Genomic DNA, 18,788 nt, shown 5'->3' on the forward strand with positions numbered 1-18,788 from the left:
CTTGCTATTTAAACATCCTCCTTTTTATAATTTATAGTATAAAATAACTATTTCTAAATATAAATTTGGATTTTAACATCCACTTCCACCACATGGAGCATCTAAATCGAAACTACCTGGTCCACCTGGAGTAATTAAAGTTTCCATTTCTTGGAAATCACAGTTTTCACCGTCATTCATTAAATCTCCGTTAGGTCCTAACTGTAAAACACTAATTGTATTACCTCCATTAGACATTCCATCTGGAATATTTTGACTAGCTTTAAAGCTATGTCCTGAACCATCTGCAATTCCACTTTTTTGCACAATTAAAGTTTGGTTAGCAAGACCTCTTTGTCCTGTAAAAGCAACATTTTCATCACCACTCTGGTAAGTACTTACTAAGTTAGAGTCTCCTTTTTGAGATGAACTTACAATGTTACCATCACCATACTGTCTTTGGTAAGCTAAATGATTTCTACCGTTTTGACCTAAAATAGCACCATTAACATCTCCTGTTTGATCTTGACGACCGTAGTTAGCACCACCATTTGAGACACCGTGAGCGTTTTGAGCTATATAAGCCACGTTATTATCTCCTGTTTGATTTTGCTCTGCATAGTCACTATCTTCACTGCTATCTCCCCACTGTCCTATATAACCAGTGTTTGCGTCACCATCTTGAACTTGTAATGCTCTAGCATCTGTAGAACCCATACCTGTATTATCGGTACCATCAGTATAACCTGCATCTGAATAGGTTACAATAAAAGCATCTAAATCTGATTGAGAAGCTCCAAAATCATTTATAGGGTTTACATCTGCTCCTTGATCTACTAAAGCAGTGTTATCGTCACCAGTTTGGTATTGATTAGAAATATTCAAATCTCCTTCTTGAACAGAGTGTGCTTTGTTACGACTACCATCTTGATCAATTCTGGTAACATTCTCATCACCATATTGCTCAGCTATAGCAGTGTTACCGTCAGATCCATCTGGTCCAGAGTTTTGAAAAACACCTGCAACGTTATCATCTCCTTCTTGTACTGTTCTTGCTTGGTTATTATCGAACTGCTGTCTTGTTTTAGCACGGTTGTCTTGACCATCTTGCTCTATCATAGCATAGTTCATTTCACCTTGCTGTCCAGTTCCATGGTGAATTAAAGCTCTGTTTCCTCCACTTGCTCCACCGTCTTTCATACCTTGACGTGTAACAGCTTCGTTTAAATCTCCTTCTTGTAATGTAGTAGACTGGTTACCAGAACCCATTTGTCTTACATCTGCTGCATTACCTACACCACTTGCTGCTGAAACCTCACCTGTTTGCCAGATTCTTGCTCTGTTATCACCAGTTCCAGTTCCATCAGCTTGTACTGAATAAGAAGATTGATTTGTTCCAGCCTGCATAACTTGTAACTTATTTGTGTTACCTGTTTGAATAGCCTCACCTGTGTTACCGTTTCCAGTCGCATAATCTACAGCTACCTGTGTGTCTACTGAATTAGATCCATTTTGGACTTTTAAATCATCCTGTGATACAGGACTTTGCGCAAATATAGCGCCCGTGAATAGAAGTGCCGAAGCACCTAAAATTACTTTTTTCATGTTAAATATATATTGATTAATAGCTTTGTAAAGATAAAAAAATAAACATTAAAAACGTCTTTTTAAGACTATTTTCGACTATTGTTTTGGTAATATCGACGAAATACATTAGCACAAAAAAAACATCTATAAACAGCTACAAGTAAGAAACATAACTAAAATCATCTACTTCTGTTTTTAAATATTAAAACTAAAATATTACTACATAAAACGGTTATTATTTTTTTTACTAAAATTCATAAAAAGTTTAAGCAAAAAAAAGAGGATGCTTGCTATTTAGACATCCTCCTTTTTCTAATATGTAAAACCTAAATTAATTTAGATTGGATTTTAGCATCCACCTGCACCACATGGAGCATCTAAATTAAAGTCTGCTGGTGTTCCTGGTGTAACTAAAGTTTCCATATCTTGGAAATCACAGTTTTCACCTTCAGTCGTTAAGTCTCCATTAGGTCCTAATTGTAATACACTAATTGTGTTACCTCCGTTAGACATTCCGTCAGCTAAGTTTTGACTTGCCTGGAAGCTATGTCCTGAACCATCTGCAACACCTGCTTTTTGCACAATTAATGTTTGGTTAGCAAGACCTCTTTGTCCTGTAAAAGCAACATTTTCATCACCACTCTGGTAAGTACTTACTAAGTTAGAGTCTCCTTTTTGAGACGAAGCAACGATATTACCATCACCATATTGTCTTTGGTAAGCTAAATGATCTCTACCATTTTGACCTAAAATAGCAATGTTAGAGTCTCCTGTTTGATCTTGACGACCGTAGTTAGCACCACCTGTTGTAGAACCATGAGCGTTTTGAGCTATAAAAGCAGCATTATTATCTCCTGTTTGGTTTTGCTCTGCATAGTCACTATCTTCACTACTGTCTCCCCATTGACCTATATAACCAGAGTTAGCATTTCCATCCTGAACTTGTAATGCTCTTCCGTTAGTAGAACCTTGTCCAGTATTATCAGTACCATTTGTATAACCTGCATCTGAAACTACACTTAATGCTAAATCTAAATTGGCTTGAGTATCTCCAAGAGAACTAATTGGATCTACATCACCACCTTGATCAGTTAAAGCCCAGTTATCATCACCAGTTTGGATTTGATTAGCAACATTTAAATCTCCTAATTGATTTGAATGTGCTGTGTTACGGCTTCCATCTTGATCAATCATAGTGGCGTTTGAATCACCATACTGCTCAGCTAAGGCAGTATTACCATCAGAACCATCTGGTCCAGAGTTTTGAGTAACACCTGCGATGTTGTTATCTCCTTCTTGGATTGTTCTTGCTTGATTGTTATCGTACTGCTGTATAGTTGTAGCAGAGTTAGTTTGACCATCTTGCTCTATCATAGCATAGTTCATTTCACCTTGTTGTCCTGTACCATGGTGAATCAAAGCTTTGTTTCCTCCACTTGCTCCACCGTCTTTCATACCTTGACGTGTAACAGCTTCGTTAAAATCTCCTTCTTGGTAAGAAGTAGACTGGTTACCAGAACCCATTTGTCTTACATCTGCTGCATTTCCTTCACCACTTACTGCTGAAACATCACCAGTTTGCCAGATTCTAGCTCTGTTATCTCCAGTTCCTAATCCATCTGCTTGCACTGAATAAGAAGATTGATTTGTTCCAGCTTGCATAACCTGTAACTTATTTGTGTTACCAGTTTGAATACCTTCACCTTTATTTCCAGTTCCTAATGCAAAATCTGTAGCTACTTGAGCATCTACTGAATCTGTACCGTTTTGACCTGTTAAAGTACCTTGAGTTGGCAATTGTGCAAATAATGCACCTGAGAATAATAGTGCCGAAGCACCTAAAATTACTTTTTTCATGTTAAATATATATTGATTAATAGCATGGCTAATATATAGAATTAAATCAATACAAAATTTAATACGGTCACAAAAAAAGATGAATCCAACAGTTTTTTCGATTACCTATTTACTTACATCGACGAAGCGTATTTACTTGTAAGAAAAAACTTATTTATTGTTTTTAACCACAAGCTAAACAACTTACTATTAAGTACGTAGAACTACGTAGTAAATAAGAGTTCACGGTACTTTGTAAGCGGCCAAAGCTCATCATCCACTAGTAGTTCTAGTTTATCACAATGGTAACGAATAGTCTCTAACATAGGTTTTATATCCTGACAATATGTTTCTGCCTTACTATTTATATCATCTATTATATTTGCCTTTTTTCGAGCCTCAGTCATATTAGTAACCAATTCATTTATCTTTTCTATGTGATTAGATATGTCTTCAATTAAAACCATTTGTGCTTTTGCTACTTTTTTAAAACCATCATTATATATAGACTTTAATCCTTTTACATTTTCAATTAAAATGTTTTGGTATTTAACTGCAGTAGGTACAATATGATTTCTTGCTAAATCTCCAAGCACTCGCCCTTCTATTTGTAAGCGCATTATATATTGTTCCATTTCTATTTCGTAACGCGCTTGTGTTTCTACAGCATTCATGATGCCTAAACTTTCATATAATGCTATAGTTTTTTTAGATACTTTTACTTTTAAAGCTTCTGGTGTTGATTTATTATTTGTTAAACCTCTTTTTTTTGCTTCTTTTTCCCAAGCTTCACCATAACCATTACCTTCAAAAAGAATACGTTTTGATTTTTTTATATATTCTCTTAAAATATTAAATATTGCTTCGTCCTTTTTTAAATCCTTTTTTTCTATAAGTGCATCTACTTCAATTTTAAATTCCATTAACTGTTTCGCCACAATTGTATTTAGAACCGTCATTGGGTTTGCACAATTAGCTTTAGAGCCTACTGCCCTAAATTCGAATTTGTTTCCTGTAAATGCAAATGGTGATGTCCTGTTTCTATCTGTATTATCTAACAATATTTCAGGAATTTTACCTACTACATTAAGTTTTAGGTCGGTTTTTTCTTTAGGAGATAGTTTACCACTAGTTACATTTTCTAATTCGTTTAACACACCTGTTAATTGCTCACCAATAAATACTGAAATAATTGCAGGAGGCGCTTCGTTTGCTCCTAATCTATAATCGTTACTTGCAGATGCTATTGCAGCACGAAGTAACTCCTCATTATCATTAACAGCTTTTATTGTATTTATAAAGAAAGTTAAAAATTGCAGATTACTCATAGGTGTTTTTCCTGGACTCAATAGATTAACTCCCGTATCTGTACTTAAACTCCAATTATTATGTTTCCCTGAACCATTTATTCCTTTAAAAGGTTTTTCATGAAATAACACTTTAAAATTATGTCGCTCTGCAACTTTATCCATAACATCCATTAATAAAGCGTTGTGATCTACAGCTAAATTTGCTTCTTCAAAAATAGGTGCTAATTCAAATTGATTTGGAGCGACTTCATTATGCCTTGTTTTAACAGGTATACCCAACAGCATGCATTCTGTTTCCAAATCTCTCATATAAGACATTGCTCTATTTGGTATTGTACCAAAATAATGATCATCTAACTGTTGTCCTTTAGCAGAAGCATGCCCTAAAAGCGTTCTTCCTGTTAATTGAATATCTGGCCTTGAAGATACTAATGCACTATCTATTAAAAAATACTCTTGTTCCCAACCTAGTGAAGCATTTACTTTTTTTACATTTTTATCGAAATACTTACAAACAGCTACAGCCGCATTATCTACTACTTGAAGCGCTCTTAACAATGGTGTTTTGTAGTCTAATGCCTCACCTGTATATGCAACAAATACTGTAGGTATACATAAAGTTGTACCATATATAAACGCTGGAGACGTGGGATCCCATGCTGTGTAACCTCTCGCTTCAAAAGTATTTCGAATTCCGCCATTTGGAAAACTTGATGCATCTGGCTCTTGCTGTACTAATTGAGAACCACCAAATTTTTCAATTGCATTATTATTTTCTATAGTCTCAAAAAAAGCGTCATGCTTTTCTGCAGTAGCACCTGTTAAAGGTTGAAACCAATGTGTATAATGTGTTACTCCCTTAGAAAGCGCCCAATCTTTCATAGCAGATGCTATTTGGTTTGCAATAGCACGATCTATTTTGCTTCCTTTTTCTATAGCGCTCGTTAAACTTTCAAAAGCATCACTAGTTAATGTTTGACGCATTTTTTTTGAATCGTAAACATTCTGTCCAAAAAGTTCTGAACGACGTTTTTCATCTTTAATAATTACTGGCTTTCTATTTAACGTTTCTTTTATTGCAAAAAATCGAAGTGTTGACATTTTATATAGCTTTTTTTTACAAATATATCAATTTAAGGTTATTTTTAAGTCTTAAAATAAATATACCCTAAAAAAAATAGGGGTTGTTTGATAAATTTAATAATTTTTAAAAAAATTGCCTTATTTTTTTATAGGTATACTAAAAATCATTCTATATTTGTAAACATATTATTTAAAATTACCTGAAGTATTATGGCAAAAATAAAATTAGAATACATTTGGTTAGATGGTTACCATCCTACTCAAAACATGAGAAGTAAAACTAAAGTTGAGGAACACGAAGATTTTAAAGGCACAATTGAAGAGTTAGAAAATTGGTCTTTTGACGGATCTTCTACTAGACAAGCCGAAGGCGGATCGTCTGACTGCTTATTAAAACCTGTAGCTATTTATCCAGATCCAGCAAGAGTGAATGGTTATTTAGTAATGACTGAAGTTTTAAATGCAGATGGAACTCCTCACGTATCTAACGGAAGAGCTACTATTGAAGATGAAGACAATGATTTTTGGTTTGGTTTTGAGCAAGAATACTTTATAATGGATACAAAAACCCAATTACCTTTAGGATTCCCTATTGGTGGTTATCCAGCTCCACAAGGTTTATATTATTGCTCTGTTGGAGGTAAAAACACACATGGAAGAGGTTTAGTTGAAGAACATGCAGATTTATGTATTGAAGCAGGCTTAAACTTTGAAGGTATTAACCAAGAGGTTGCTTCTGGACAATGGGAATTTCAACTTTTTGCTAAAGGTGCTAAAAAAGCAGGTGATGAAATATGGATAGCACGCTACCTATTAGATCGTTTAACTGAACAATATGGTTACTATATAGAATACCACCCAAAACCATTAGGAAAAGATATGGATTGGAATGGCTCTGGAATGCATGCTAATTTCTCTAACACTACATTAAGAACTTGTGGTAGTCAAGAGACTTACGAAAAAATATGTGAAGCTTTTAGACCTGTTGTTAAAGAACACATTGCTGTTTACGGAGAATTTAATGACCAACGTTTAACTGGTGATCATGAAACTGCATCTATACATGATTTTAGCTACGGCGTATCAGATCGTGGTGCTTCAATAAGAATACCTATTATTACTGTAGAAAAAGGCTGGAAAGGTTGGCTAGAAGATAGACGCCCTGCTTCTAACGGTGATCCATACAAAATTGCAGGCCGAATTATAAAAACGGTTAAGTCTGCTAATATTGATTAACACAAACTATTAGTTAAATCCACAAAAAAAGCGTTTGAAATATTTCAAACGCTTTTTTTTATTGCTTTTTATTAAGCAAATGCCAAGTATATAAAACTACAATAACCTACAACAAGCAATAAACCTTTATAACGACTTATTTGCATTTGTTTTGGAATAAATATTAATAAAATTAGGACCGCTGCAAATGCAATCATCCAAAAAATATCGCTATCTAAAATTTTAGAATCTGTAACTGGAATAGTTTTTACAATAGAGGTTAAACCTAACACAGAACCTATATTAAAAATATTTGAACCTATTAAATTACCTAAAGATAATGCCTTCTCTTGTTTTGCTGCTGCTATTACAGAAGCCGCTAACTCCGGCACACTTGTTCCTATCGCTATTACTGTTACAGCTATTACCGCATCACTCACTCCCAACGCTAACGCTAACTCTTTAGCACCATCTACCAACCAAACAGAACCAAAATATAATGCTACTGCTCCAATTACTAACCAAAGCAATATTTTAGCATTAGATACTACTGCTAAAGCATCATCTACTTCTTCTGCTACAGCATCTTTTTTTGCGCTTTTTAAAAGAATAATTATAAATAGAATTAAGCCTCCAAATAGAATACAGCCTTCTATTGGTGATAAAAAGTTATCATTACTTAGAAAATAATATAAAGCAAATGAAAAAATCATCATCGCAGGCCAATTTAACGTATAAAAAGACTTATCTACAGCTATTGAGCCTATTAGTGCCGTTATACCTAAAACCAATCCAATATTAGCTATATTAGAACCTACAACATTATTAATTGCTATTGCTGGAGATCCTGATAAGGCTGCTTGTAAACTAACTAACAACTCTGGTGCAGAGGTTGCAAAAGAAACAACCGTCATACCAATAACCATTTTAGATATATTGAATTTTAAAGACAAACCAACAGAGGCTTTAACTAAAAAATCTCCTCCAATAACCAATAGCACTAAACCTGCTATTACAAAAAAAATGCTCATAAATTCTAATTAAATTTTTACGAAGATACTACTTCACAAGAAATTTACGAGTTTCGGTTTTACCATTTGCTGAAATTTTTGCGAAATAGAGTCCGCTAGCTATATCAAAACGTATAGCTGAATTATTTTTTATAGTTTCAGATTTAATCATCCTTCCTTCAGAAGAATATATAGTTACCAAATATTCGTCATCCTGTCCAGAAATAAATAGTTGACTAGAAACTGGATTTGGAAATATTTTTAAATTTTCAGTATTAAAACTTTCAACACTTAAACTATTATTCCAAACTTCACCTGCATTTGCTCCCCAAATATAATCTACTAAATCTGGCATATCGATTAAAGGATTTCTGTTAAATTGCCAATTGTAAATAACATTATTTCTATTCATTTCAAAATCGTCTGGAGGATCTTGATTATGCCATTGTAATAATGTTGCTAAATCTCCCATTTGACCTGTTGTAGTTGGAAAACCGTTAACAATTTCAAGATCGTTGTAACGTAACTGCATATACAACACGCTTCGGGCTACATCTCCTTTAAAGCTACTTTGATTCCCTGTTGGCCCGTTATATTCTCCATAATGCTGGTTTCCTCTAGAACTATTTTCTGGACCATCTGCAGCTCTAAGTGCATGAGCGTCTGAGTTTCCATGTCTTAAAGAATCTGCTGTTGTATTCCAAAATACATCTATTCCATCTGCATCATCATCTTCATCTATGCTATTGTATCCTGCTAACGAACGTGGAAATGTATGCTCTCTATTCCATTTACCTACACTATTTGAAGTTGTTTGGTAGTCTAATTTCGCTCGACCTTGCTCTGTATACACTAACCAAACTTGGTTACTATTTTCTGGGTTTTGATCTGCTTCTTTTAAAATATCTATAACATCTGCATACGTTTGTGCTCTTACAACACCTTCTTCTGCAATTATATCTTGGATTGCTTGCTCTAAATTTGCTCCAGACAACCCATTTAAACTATCGTAGTATCCTGCAGGTTGAGTGCTTTGCACAACACCTGTTGGCATTGGTGGATTTCCAGGAATTGGCGCATTATATGGTGCAACAATAAAATCATTATCAACAACTCTTAGTTTTAAAAAATTGTTGAAAGGAATATAAGGTGTAGATAAGTTTACAAATTTTATAATTGGCTCTTCATCTCCATCATTAATTCCATCACTAAGCACTGTTATAGATGTAGTAACAGAGTTTTGACCAGAAGGAATTGTAACTGTTGTATTTCCTGTAAAATCTGAAGTTGTAAAACTTTCATTATCTAAAGTAAAACTAAAAGTAGCATCTTGAGTTACATTATTTTGAGATGTAAATGTTATTGGTATTGTATCTCCTTCATTATAAATTTCCTGAGTGGTTGAAATCTCTATGGCATTAAAAACTATACCACTACCATCATTTAACGCTCTAGGTGTTGGTGTGGTTGCAGTGTATGTAATAGTCCCAGAACCATCATCAAATCTTTGAATTGAATTAGAATTATTTCCTGCTCCTTCACTAATTTGGTCATTTGGACCTAAACCTAATAAACTTAGCAAATTAGTGTCTACAGCATCATTAGTACTATACACCAATGCATCTACTAAATTAGTTGTTGTAGCAAGTGTTTCACCAGGAAAAGCATCTATACTATCTTGATATATTGCAACTGCATCTGCTCCATTTTGAATTACATTTGAAGGTATTAATAATTGTGGAAATGGCATCACCGTAGTACTACCTATTAACAACAACCCATTATCGTCTGATACGCTACCTGTTAAATCTACAGCAAAGTAACTAGAATCACCACCAGAAGAAGAGCCATTAAAAAACACCATAACAAAACCGTCTAAAGACATATTAGGAGTTGCAGTTAATAATTCTACAAATTCCTCTTCATCAAGTCCTGGATTATCACAATCTAACTCATTAATTACTACCTGTTGACTGTACACTAAGTTAAAAAACAATAATACAGCACTAAAAATCACAATCTTTTTCATTTACACAAATTTGGGCAAATTTAAAAAACAAAATGCTAGTATATATTTCTTTATTGTTAATTGTTAAATTATTTTAAAATGAAAAAAAACTTATGTCTTAATGAATTTTAAAAACAAACACTTTTTATTAATTAAAAATCCCTTGCAAAAAAATAATCACTCAAAAAAGCCCCTACAATTATTACAGATTAAAACAAGCAAACACAAAAGCAATTACAAAAAACAACCATAATTAAGAGAAATTACAAAATCTTAAAACACTACACATTAAACCACTTATACATATACAGTCAATTATATTAATTTATACTTTTTTGCTTGGATAGTAATTATCAAAAAATATATATTGAATGGACAATCAATAAAATTAATATTAACCCTTAAACTAAACCACTATGATGACATTAGCGAAATTAATTATCGAAACTATATTATCGATAGGACTGTAAAACAAAATAAAAGATAAAACTTAGTCTAGAATAAGTTTTAAGCTTTTAAATTACAATAGGATTTGGCTAAGCATCTTAAAAACTATAATTTTGATTTTATTAATTTTTATAATTAAAAACCATTTTGAAAAAACATTTTTTTAAAATTATATCTAAAATTAACAAAGCTATATTACCTAGCTACACTAAGCAGCGTTTAGATCTAACTAAAGCTTCAAAATTACAAATGGCTATTTTTGCATGGAAATTATATGTTACCAAAAATGCTTTGGATTAAAAAAACATAGCAAAACCACACCTAACTACACCTTTTAAGAATTGAAAACATCTATTTTATTAATTAAAATAAATTTTTTACGATTTATTTTGACTGTATTATAAAAAAGAAATATATTTGCACCCACGAAAAAAAGGCCTCGTGGCGCAACTGAATAGCGCACTTGATTACGGCTCAAGAGGTTACAGGTTTGAATCCTGTCGAGGTCACTAATAAAACCAACACTTTACAAAGCTTTTGTAAATGTTGGTTTTTTTTATTTGCAGAAAATTTGCAGAAAAATCACTGTATAATTTCGCTATTACTGCCTGTATAATTATTGTTATTTTCTGAGTATAGCTAATATTTCCTGTTTATTGTAATAGCGTTTATTACCAACAGCGTAACTCTTTATAATACCTTTGTTTGTCCAATTCCAAAGTGAAACTAAACTAATTTTTAAAAAATCTGCCGTTTCTTGTCTTGTTAAATACGCTTCATTTCCATTAGTATGCAAATCATTTAAATAATGTTTTATTTTTATTAAAAGCTTATCTGCTACTCTATCTGCTAATTCATCTACTGTAATTTCTTGTACTTCTATTGTTTTTGTTATCATACCTTATTATTTTTTATAAAATGAAAGTTAACGAAATGAAGCAAACAAAAACTTGAGGTAAGATAGACGTCTAAAAAAATGAGAGAAGTGAAGCTATTGCTTCTATTATTCAACTTAGATTTGGGTCAGTTTTGTTGCGAAATAGAGGTTTTAAGCATTAGCAATAGCCCTTTGCTTTTTTATTGTACTAATTTATTTATATAGATACTTTTAAATAAAACAAGCAATGTGCTATTATAGCGTTGGATACAAGTATTATAACATAAAACCAACTATGTATTGCTCGCGTAATAACACAAAGGATTTTGAGCTTTCGACAGACTCAAATCGAAGCAAGCAAAAAAACTAGGTTTTGACTTGTATGGAATAAAAAAGAGCCTTCCGAAAAAGACTCTTTCATTATTGATCTAATGGTCGTGGTTTGAATGGTCATCATTTTTTTCTTCACCAGATTTATTCATTATCATATCGTGTTTATATTGACAGCAAGATGGAAGACTGTTAAATGCCTCTTCATCACCAGCTACTTTTTCGGTATCATATCCTGAAGCTGCGATTGCTTTATGGATTGCCATTGCATCGGTTTTTGTATCATCAAAAGACACATCAATCTTTTTTTTATCGACATCCCAATTAGCACTTGCAACACCTTCAACACCGTTAGCTGCTTTTTCGATTGTGCTTTTACACATTCCGCAATTTCCTCTTACACCAAAAGACAGGTCTGTCATTGCCATATCTTTTGACATTTCAGTAGTTGTGGTTTCTGTTTCTTTTTTGGTTTCGTTTTTACAACTTGTTAAACCTAATGCTGCTATTATAGCTACACTTAAAATTACTTTTTTACTCACGTCGATTACATTTTTGTTTTTGTGTTCGTGATTTTTCTTTGAAAAATTCATTGTTTAAAATTTAATTGTTATTACTTGATTTATTATTCTATTACTTGTTTTACTTCACCACAGGTTAGCATTGCTTCGCCAAAGTATGGATTGATTACTTTTTCTTCTTTACTCAACCAATATGCACCATTGTTGTTATCTGCCATTGGACAAAATTCCACATAGACCTTTTCATTGACACCAAACAATTGAACAGCATTGATTAGATGTGATGATAAATGTTTAAAATGGTCTCTTTGTGATTTTATATCGGACGTTTCAGAAATTGAAGTTGCAGAAGATTTTATTTCGCCTTCTAATGACATCCAATGGTTATGCGCCTTATTATCTGACAACAATTTCATATCTACTTTGTTCAATTTATTTAATAAAGTTGTTGCGTTTGCTGAAGTACTTATTGAATCTTCTTTTACTAAAGCATCTTTTAAATTGATATACGCATTGTAAACACTATTTAACTGTTGTTGAAATTTCTCTGATACTTCCAAACGCTCATTCATATTAGTGTGGTCACTTTCTTTGTTGGGTGAATTGTTATCCATACCTAAATGACCTTCGTGTCCAGTCATTACTTTACCACCATCTTTATTCATCATAGATTTTTTGCCTTGTAATTGTGCAGCTGCATCAACTGTAAATGTTCCGTTAGTCACTATTTCATTTCCAACAAATAAACCTTCTACAACTTCATATTCATTACCAATTTGATTGCCTAATTTAATTTCACGCATTTCAAAAATAGGTTGGTCTGGATTTGTTTTAAGGTACACCACAGAACGTTCACCTGTCCATAATACAGAAGATGCAGGAATTGATAATACTTCATCATTTTTAGCTGTACTGCCTTCAATATTTGCGGTTACAAACATTCCTGGTTTAAATACATCGTCCTTATTGCTTAAAACAACACGTAAGGTTACAGTTCTTGTTTTCGTGTTTAAAACTGGGTCAATGAAATCAACTTTACCTTTAAACTCTTTATTAGGATAAGCATTGGTTGTTATCATCACTTCCTGTCCTTTTTTAAAGCGGTCAATCTGATTTTCATACACATCAAAGTTTCCCCAAACTGTGTTGAGATTGGCAATTTTTAATAAGGGTTGTCCTTGTTTGATGTAATCGCCTTGCTCTACCAATTTTTCTGTAACAGTACCCGAAACGGTTGCATAAACAGGAAAGTTTTCTTTTACTTTTCCTGTTTCTTCAATCTGGTTGATTTGATTTTCAGAGAGTTTCCATAATTTCAATTTATTACGGACTGCTTTGTATAAAGCAGGTTGAGATTCTTTTAAAGAAGCTGCTGTGATTAATTCTTGTTGTGCTGCATAGAGTTCTGGCGAATAAATGGTTGCCAATAATTGACCTTTACGAACTTCTTCGCCTGTAAAACTCACATTCAAACGTTCAATTCTTCCAGCGAAATAACTTACCTGTACTGCATTGGCTTCTTCGTTTTCAGCAATTTTACCAGATAACTTTATGGTGTTGCCTTCAACATTTCCCTTGCCTACAACAGTTGTTTGAATATTGGCTAATGCCATCGCATTTTCTGTTAGTTTAAATTGGTCTGCCATTAAGCCATCACTTCCGCTTTCCGCAGGAATTAAATCCATACCACAAATGGGGCAGTCGCCTGGCTCTGGTTGCATAATCTGTGGATGCATAGAACACGTCCACATTTGATTGGTTGCTGCAACCGCATCGTGATTATGGTCTATTTCTTCATTTGATGAGCCACCAAAAAGCAACCAACCCAATAACACACCTACTACGAGTATGCCAATATATATGACTATTTTATTATTTTTCATTCTCTAATCGTTTTATCATTGCTTTCATTTCTTCTATTTCTTTACGTTGTGCTTTTATAATGTCTTCTGCTAATTTCTTAACTTCTGGGTCTTGAATATCTGCTCTTTCACTTGTTAAAATAGCGATAGAATGATGTGGTATCATTGCTTTCATCCAAAGGACATCACCAATAATTGGTGCTTGTGTTCTCACCAACCCTAATGCACCTACAAACAGAATAAAACTACCTACGAGTATGGCGATATTCTTCTTTTTGTCGTTATACATTTTTCGCATAAAAAACCACATTATTACTGCCATTGTTGAAATTCCTAAACACGTCATATAGAATCGTGTTAAACTAAACCATACGTGGTCTATGGAATAGGTGTTTAAATACATTGTGATGTACATTGCTACAAATGAGCAAGCCAACATTATAAAGAAGGTTTTGTAATTTCCTTTGTTTGAGTGTTTTTTTGAATTTTCCATAATTATTTGATTTTATAGTTAAACTTTTACTTACTTAATTTTAATATCCTGAATGCACCTTGTATCACCAATCCAAATACAATGATTCCTATAATTAAATCTGGAATACCAGAATGCAGCCAATTGACCAACACGCCTGCTACAATTACTCCGAGATTTATTATAATATCGTTTGATGTGAAAATCATACTTGCACGCATATGTGCTTCATTACTTTTTGATTTTTGTAAGAGGTACAAGCAAATGCCATTTGCAATTAAAGCAAATATTGAAACGATAATCATTGTTGAAAATACAGGTAAAGCTTCATAACCTAAAAACCGACGTATCACTTCAACAATTCCAATAATTGCAAGGGTTACCTGAAAGTAACCTGCATATTTTGCAATACGTTTCTTTTTTAAAACCGTTCCACCAACCGCTATTAAACTCAATCCATAAACAAATGAATCTGCCAACATATCTAAACTATCAGCAACTAATCCCATTGATTTTGAAATAAGTCCTGTACTCATTTCGATAATAAAAAATGCAAAATTGATGATTAGAACTGTCCACAACAGTTTGGATTGACTCCTTGTAGATTCAGTAATAATTGTGTCTGTATCTTCTGAACTGATTAAACTTTCATTTAATTTTAATTCATTTAAGGCATTACCAATTTCATTTACATTTGAATTATGATATAGTGTTAAGATTCTTTCTTCTAAATTAAAATCAAGTTGTTTGATACCATCTATATCAGATAGCTTCATTTTGATTAGATTTTCTTCAGAAGGACAATCCATTTTTGATATTTTAAAAACTGTTTTCTGCATATAATTAAATGTTTTTTGTTCTTAATCGTAGTGCGTTACCTATTACCGAAACCGAACTAAAACTCATTGCTAAAGCTGCTATCATTGGCGAGAGTAGTATTCCGAAGAATGGAAACAACACACCTGCTGCAATAGGTACACCTAAAGTGTTGTAGATAAGTGCAAAAAATAGGTTTTGCTTAATGTTCTTCATTACAGCATTACTTAAATTTTTTGCTTTTACAATACCGTGTAAATCGCCTTTTACGAGTGTTATCATTGCACTTTCTATCGCTACATCTGTTCCCGTACCCATTGCAATACCTACATCACTTTTTGCCAATGCTGGTGCATCATTAATTCCATCACCTGCCATAGCAACTACTTTTCCGTTTTCTTGTAATTTTTCTACTTCTTTGAGTTTGTCCTCTGGTAACATACTGGCTTTAAAATCTGCAAGATTTAGTTCTGATGCTACTGCTTGTGCTGTATCGTGATTATCACCTGTAAGCATTATAACATCAATCCCTTTATCCTGAAGTGCTTTAATGGCTTTAGCACTTGTTTCTTTTATCTTATCGCCTATAACTACATATCCAACGACGGTTCCATCTATTGACAAATAAGAAACTGTTTTGCCTTGTTTTTGGTAAGATTTCGCTTCGTCTTTCATTTTAGAAGCAATTTCTGCTTTCACATATTCCATCATTTTAGGATTACCTAATGCTACTTTTTTATCTTTTATGGTCGCTTCAACACCTTTTCCTGTGACTGCACTAAAATCTTCGGACTTTAAAATTTCTGCGTTGTGTTCTTTGCCATATTTAACTGTCGCTTCTGCCAAAGGATGTTCGCTATTTGTATTTAATGACACGATGTATTGTAACACTTCTTTTTCGCTTAAAGCATCATTAAAAGCTCCAACGGTTTCAACTGTTGGTTTTCCTTCGGTAATTGTTCCTGTCTTGTCAACGATAAGCGTATTTACCTTATCCATTTTTTCAAGAGCTTCAGCATTTTTAATCAATACACCATTTTGAGCACCTTTACCCACACCAACCATTACAGACATTGGTGTTGCTAAACCTAAAGCACAAGGACACGCAATGATTAGTACTGCAATTGCATTCACAAACGCATACACATAAACTGGTTCTGGTCCCCAAATAGACCATACTATAAATGTGATTATCGAAATGATTACTACAACTGGCACGAAGTAACCCGAAACTCTATCCGCTAAATTTTGAATAGGTGCACGACTTCTACTTGCATCATTCACCATATGAATGATTTGTGATAATAAAGTGTCACTACCTACCTTTTCAGCTTTCATTAAAAAGGATTGATTGCCATTTATTGTTCCGCTACTTACTTTATCTTCTTGAGATTTGTTTACAGGAATAGGTTCGCCTGTAATCATAGATTCATCAATAGTTGTTTCGCCTTCAGTTATCACACCATCCACAGGAATTTTATCTCCTGGTTTTACTTTTAGAATATCATTAAGTTCTATCTCGTCAATACTGACTTCAACTTCTTCATCATCTACTATTTTTATGGCTTTATTAGGTGCTAATTTCAACAGTTCTTTTACTGCCGAATTGGTTTTACTATGTGCACGAGCTTCTAACAATTGACCTAAAAGCACTAACGTTAAAATCACAGTTGCTGCTTCAAAATAGACGTGAACTGCACCTGATTCTGTTTTAAATTGACTTGGAAATACGTCTGGAAAGAACATACCAAAAACACTAAACGACCACGCCACACCTGCACCAATCCCAATAAGTGTAAACATATTGAGATTCCAAGTCTTAATGCTTTTATAGGCACGTTCAAAGAACATCCAAGTGGCATAAAACACTACTGGAATTGATAATGCAAACTGAATCCAGTTCCAATATTTCTGTTCCATTATATCGTACAACGGATTGTTATTGAGCATTTCGCTCATAGCCATTAAGAAAATGGGCAAGGTAAATGCTGTGGCAATCCAAAATTTCTTTAATAGCTTTTTATACGTTTTTTCTTCTGCTGAACTATCTGCTTCCATTGGCACTAAATCCATCCCACAAATAGGACACGAACCTGCTTCTTCTTTTACAATTTCTGGATGCATCGGACACGTCCATTGTTCCTTTGAAGTTGCTGATAGATTTTGTTCTTCCACCAAATCCATTCCGCAAACAGGACAATCACCTGGTTTGTTATAGATTTTATCGCCTTCACAATGCATAGGACAATAAAATGTGCCTGTACCTTTAGGTTGCTTTTCCTTTTTAGCTTCTGAATGCTGATGGTGTTCACCTTGTTTATGAATGCTATATGTACCACCATCCTTTTTTAAGGCTTCTTGAAATATTTCTATGGGAATATGTGATTCCATTTCTATGTTAGCTTCTGCCTTATCTAAATCGACTGTTGCTTTTGAAACACCTCCTACTTTAGAGAGCGTTTCTTCTACGTGTGTTCTACAACCATTACAGGTCATTCCGTGTATATGATATGTATGTTTCATTTTTAAATGTTTTAGAATTATTAGTCTAAATTACAATGACTTACCTTATAATATTATTCTAATTCTGGCTAATTTTTATACAATTTCATCCAAGGATTTTCTGTCTCCATATTGTAAGCTTTTATAATCTGTCATTGACATTCCAGTAACTTGTTTAAACTGTTTCGATAGATGACTACTGTTTTTATAGTTAAGGTTATAGGCTATTTCTGAAAAATTAAGCTGATTCAATTGAATATACTCTTTAGCTTTTTCTATTTTCAGGTTGATAAAATACTTTTCAAGTGTTATCCCTTCTGATTTACTAAACGTTTTACTCAATGTAGAATAACTTTTGCCTATTTCACTCTCAAGTTTACCAAGAATTTCATCTGTTTCATTTTTTTCAATATGCTGAATAAGATTAATTTTAATTTTTTCAATCAATGCCTTTGTAGGATCCTTAATCACTTCAAATCCTAAAGCATTCAACTGTGTTTCTAGCCGAACATAATCATCACTAGACTGTTCTTTAACAACAATTTTACCCAATTGTATAGATTCCACTTCAAAACCTTCATCATCCAACAAATTTATAATCGTCATTTTACAGCGATTACAGACCATATTTTTTATATGAAGAATATGATTCATTGTTTATTGATTCAATTTTTTAAATGAAGTATGTGAATGAATAATCTTCCAATCTCCATCAATTTTTTTTAAAATTGAAGTTGCTACGCCTTTACTTTCAATGGTTCGTTCTTTTGTTCCTTTAGCTTCATCTGCCTTTAAAACTATCGTATACAAATAATTTTCAGTTGTATATGCATAGGGCAAACTTACATTTACATCAATCTGATAATCTGAAAATGTAAAACTTTTAAAATGCCCAAGTTCTGGACCTAAATGACCATCTATATAATCTTTATA

Annotated in this window: 15 protein-coding genes and 1 tRNA gene; 3 read left to right on the forward strand and 13 right to left on the reverse strand. The window is 33.2% G+C overall.

What is annotated here, in order from left to right:
- Positions 1-72: 72 nt before the first annotated feature.
- From LACAL_RS01495 to LACAL_RS01505, 3 genes are all read right to left on the reverse strand, one after another.
- Positions 73-1,584: a curlin gene (locus LACAL_RS01495; protein WP_013868927.1), complete on the reverse strand. Its 1,512-nt coding sequence runs from the start codon at positions 1,582-1,584 to the stop codon at positions 73-75.
- 330 nt (positions 1,585-1,914) lie between these two features.
- Positions 1,915-3,423 carry a hypothetical protein gene (locus tag LACAL_RS01500; protein WP_013868928.1) on the reverse strand — a complete coding sequence of 503 codons (1,509 nt, stop codon included), beginning with the start codon at positions 3,421-3,423 and terminating at the stop codon, positions 1,915-1,917.
- A 203-nt stretch (positions 3,424-3,626) separates the two neighbouring features.
- On the reverse strand, positions 3,627-5,813 hold the full coding sequence (locus LACAL_RS01505; protein WP_013868929.1) for a glutamine synthetase III: 2,187 nt from the start codon (positions 5,811-5,813) through the stop codon (positions 3,627-3,629).
- A gap of 192 nt (positions 5,814-6,005) precedes the next feature.
- On the opposite strand from LACAL_RS01505, the gene LACAL_RS01510 reads away from it, so the two are divergent.
- Complete coding sequence (locus LACAL_RS01510; RefSeq protein WP_013868930.1) at positions 6,006-7,031, forward strand: glutamine synthetase beta-grasp domain-containing protein; 1,026 nt, start codon at positions 6,006-6,008, stop codon at positions 7,029-7,031.
- Positions 7,032-7,102: 71 nt separating this feature from the next.
- On the opposite strand, the gene LACAL_RS01515 is transcribed toward LACAL_RS01510, so the two are convergent.
- Both LACAL_RS01515 and LACAL_RS01520 read right to left on the reverse strand, forming a co-directional pair.
- Positions 7,103-8,041 (reverse strand): calcium/sodium antiporter, encoded by a 939-nt coding sequence (locus LACAL_RS01515; protein WP_013868931.1) that lies wholly within the window; start codon positions 8,039-8,041, stop codon positions 7,103-7,105.
- Between the two features lie 28 nt (positions 8,042-8,069).
- Positions 8,070-10,049, reverse strand: coding sequence for an endonuclease (locus tag LACAL_RS01520; RefSeq protein WP_013868932.1), 1,980 nt, complete (start codon positions 10,047-10,049; stop codon positions 8,070-8,072).
- A gap of 573 nt (positions 10,050-10,622) precedes the next feature.
- On the opposite strand from LACAL_RS01520, the gene LACAL_RS15510 reads away from it, so the two are divergent.
- A complete protein-coding gene (locus LACAL_RS15510; protein WP_013868933.1) occupies positions 10,623-10,775 on the forward strand; it encodes a hypothetical protein in 153 nt (50 codons plus the stop codon).
- Positions 10,776-10,910: 135 nt separating this feature from the next.
- Positions 10,911-10,984 (forward strand) — tRNA-Arg (locus LACAL_RS01530).
- A gap of 113 nt (positions 10,985-11,097) precedes the next feature.
- Here the strand turns inward: LACAL_RS01530 and LACAL_RS14930 are convergent.
- The 8 genes from LACAL_RS14930 to LACAL_RS15515 form a co-directional block, all read right to left on the reverse strand.
- A complete protein-coding gene (locus LACAL_RS14930; RefSeq protein ID WP_013868934.1) occupies positions 11,098-11,373 on the reverse strand; it encodes a helix-turn-helix domain-containing protein in 276 nt (91 codons plus the stop codon).
- 407 nt (positions 11,374-11,780) lie between these two features.
- Positions 11,781-12,275 (reverse strand): heavy-metal-associated domain-containing protein, encoded by a 495-nt coding sequence (locus LACAL_RS01540; RefSeq protein WP_013868935.1) that lies wholly within the window; start codon positions 12,273-12,275, stop codon positions 11,781-11,783.
- Positions 12,276-12,307: 32 nt separating this feature from the next.
- Positions 12,308-14,086 (reverse strand): efflux RND transporter periplasmic adaptor subunit, encoded by a 1,779-nt coding sequence (locus LACAL_RS01545; RefSeq protein ID WP_013868936.1) that lies wholly within the window; start codon positions 14,084-14,086, stop codon positions 12,308-12,310.
- Complete coding sequence (locus LACAL_RS01550; RefSeq protein ID WP_013868937.1) at positions 14,076-14,558, reverse strand: DUF305 domain-containing protein; 483 nt, start codon at positions 14,556-14,558, stop codon at positions 14,076-14,078. The genes LACAL_RS01545 and LACAL_RS01550 overlap by 11 nt, the downstream gene beginning before the upstream one ends.
- A gap of 26 nt (positions 14,559-14,584) precedes the next feature.
- Positions 14,585-15,376: a cation transporter gene (locus LACAL_RS01555; RefSeq protein ID WP_013868938.1), complete on the reverse strand. Its 792-nt coding sequence runs from the start codon at positions 15,374-15,376 to the stop codon at positions 14,585-14,587.
- A 4-nt stretch (positions 15,377-15,380) separates the two neighbouring features.
- A complete protein-coding gene (locus LACAL_RS01560; protein WP_013868939.1) occupies positions 15,381-17,876 on the reverse strand; it encodes a heavy metal translocating P-type ATPase in 2,496 nt (831 codons plus the stop codon).
- Positions 17,877-17,951: 75 nt separating this feature from the next.
- Entirely contained in the window at positions 17,952-18,509 is a 558-nt protein-coding gene (locus LACAL_RS01565) for an AraC family transcriptional regulator (protein ID WP_013868940.1), read from the reverse strand.
- A gap of 3 nt (positions 18,510-18,512) precedes the next feature.
- A complete protein-coding gene (locus tag LACAL_RS15515) occupies positions 18,513-18,776 on the reverse strand; it encodes a nuclear transport factor 2 family protein (protein ID WP_256365401.1) in 264 nt (87 codons plus the stop codon).
- Between the last annotated feature and the right edge of the window lie 12 nt (positions 18,777-18,788).

The sequence above is a fragment of the Lacinutrix sp. 5H-3-7-4 genome (genome assembly GCF_000211855.2).
Lineage (GTDB): Bacteria > Bacteroidota > Bacteroidia > Flavobacteriales > Flavobacteriaceae > Lacinutrix.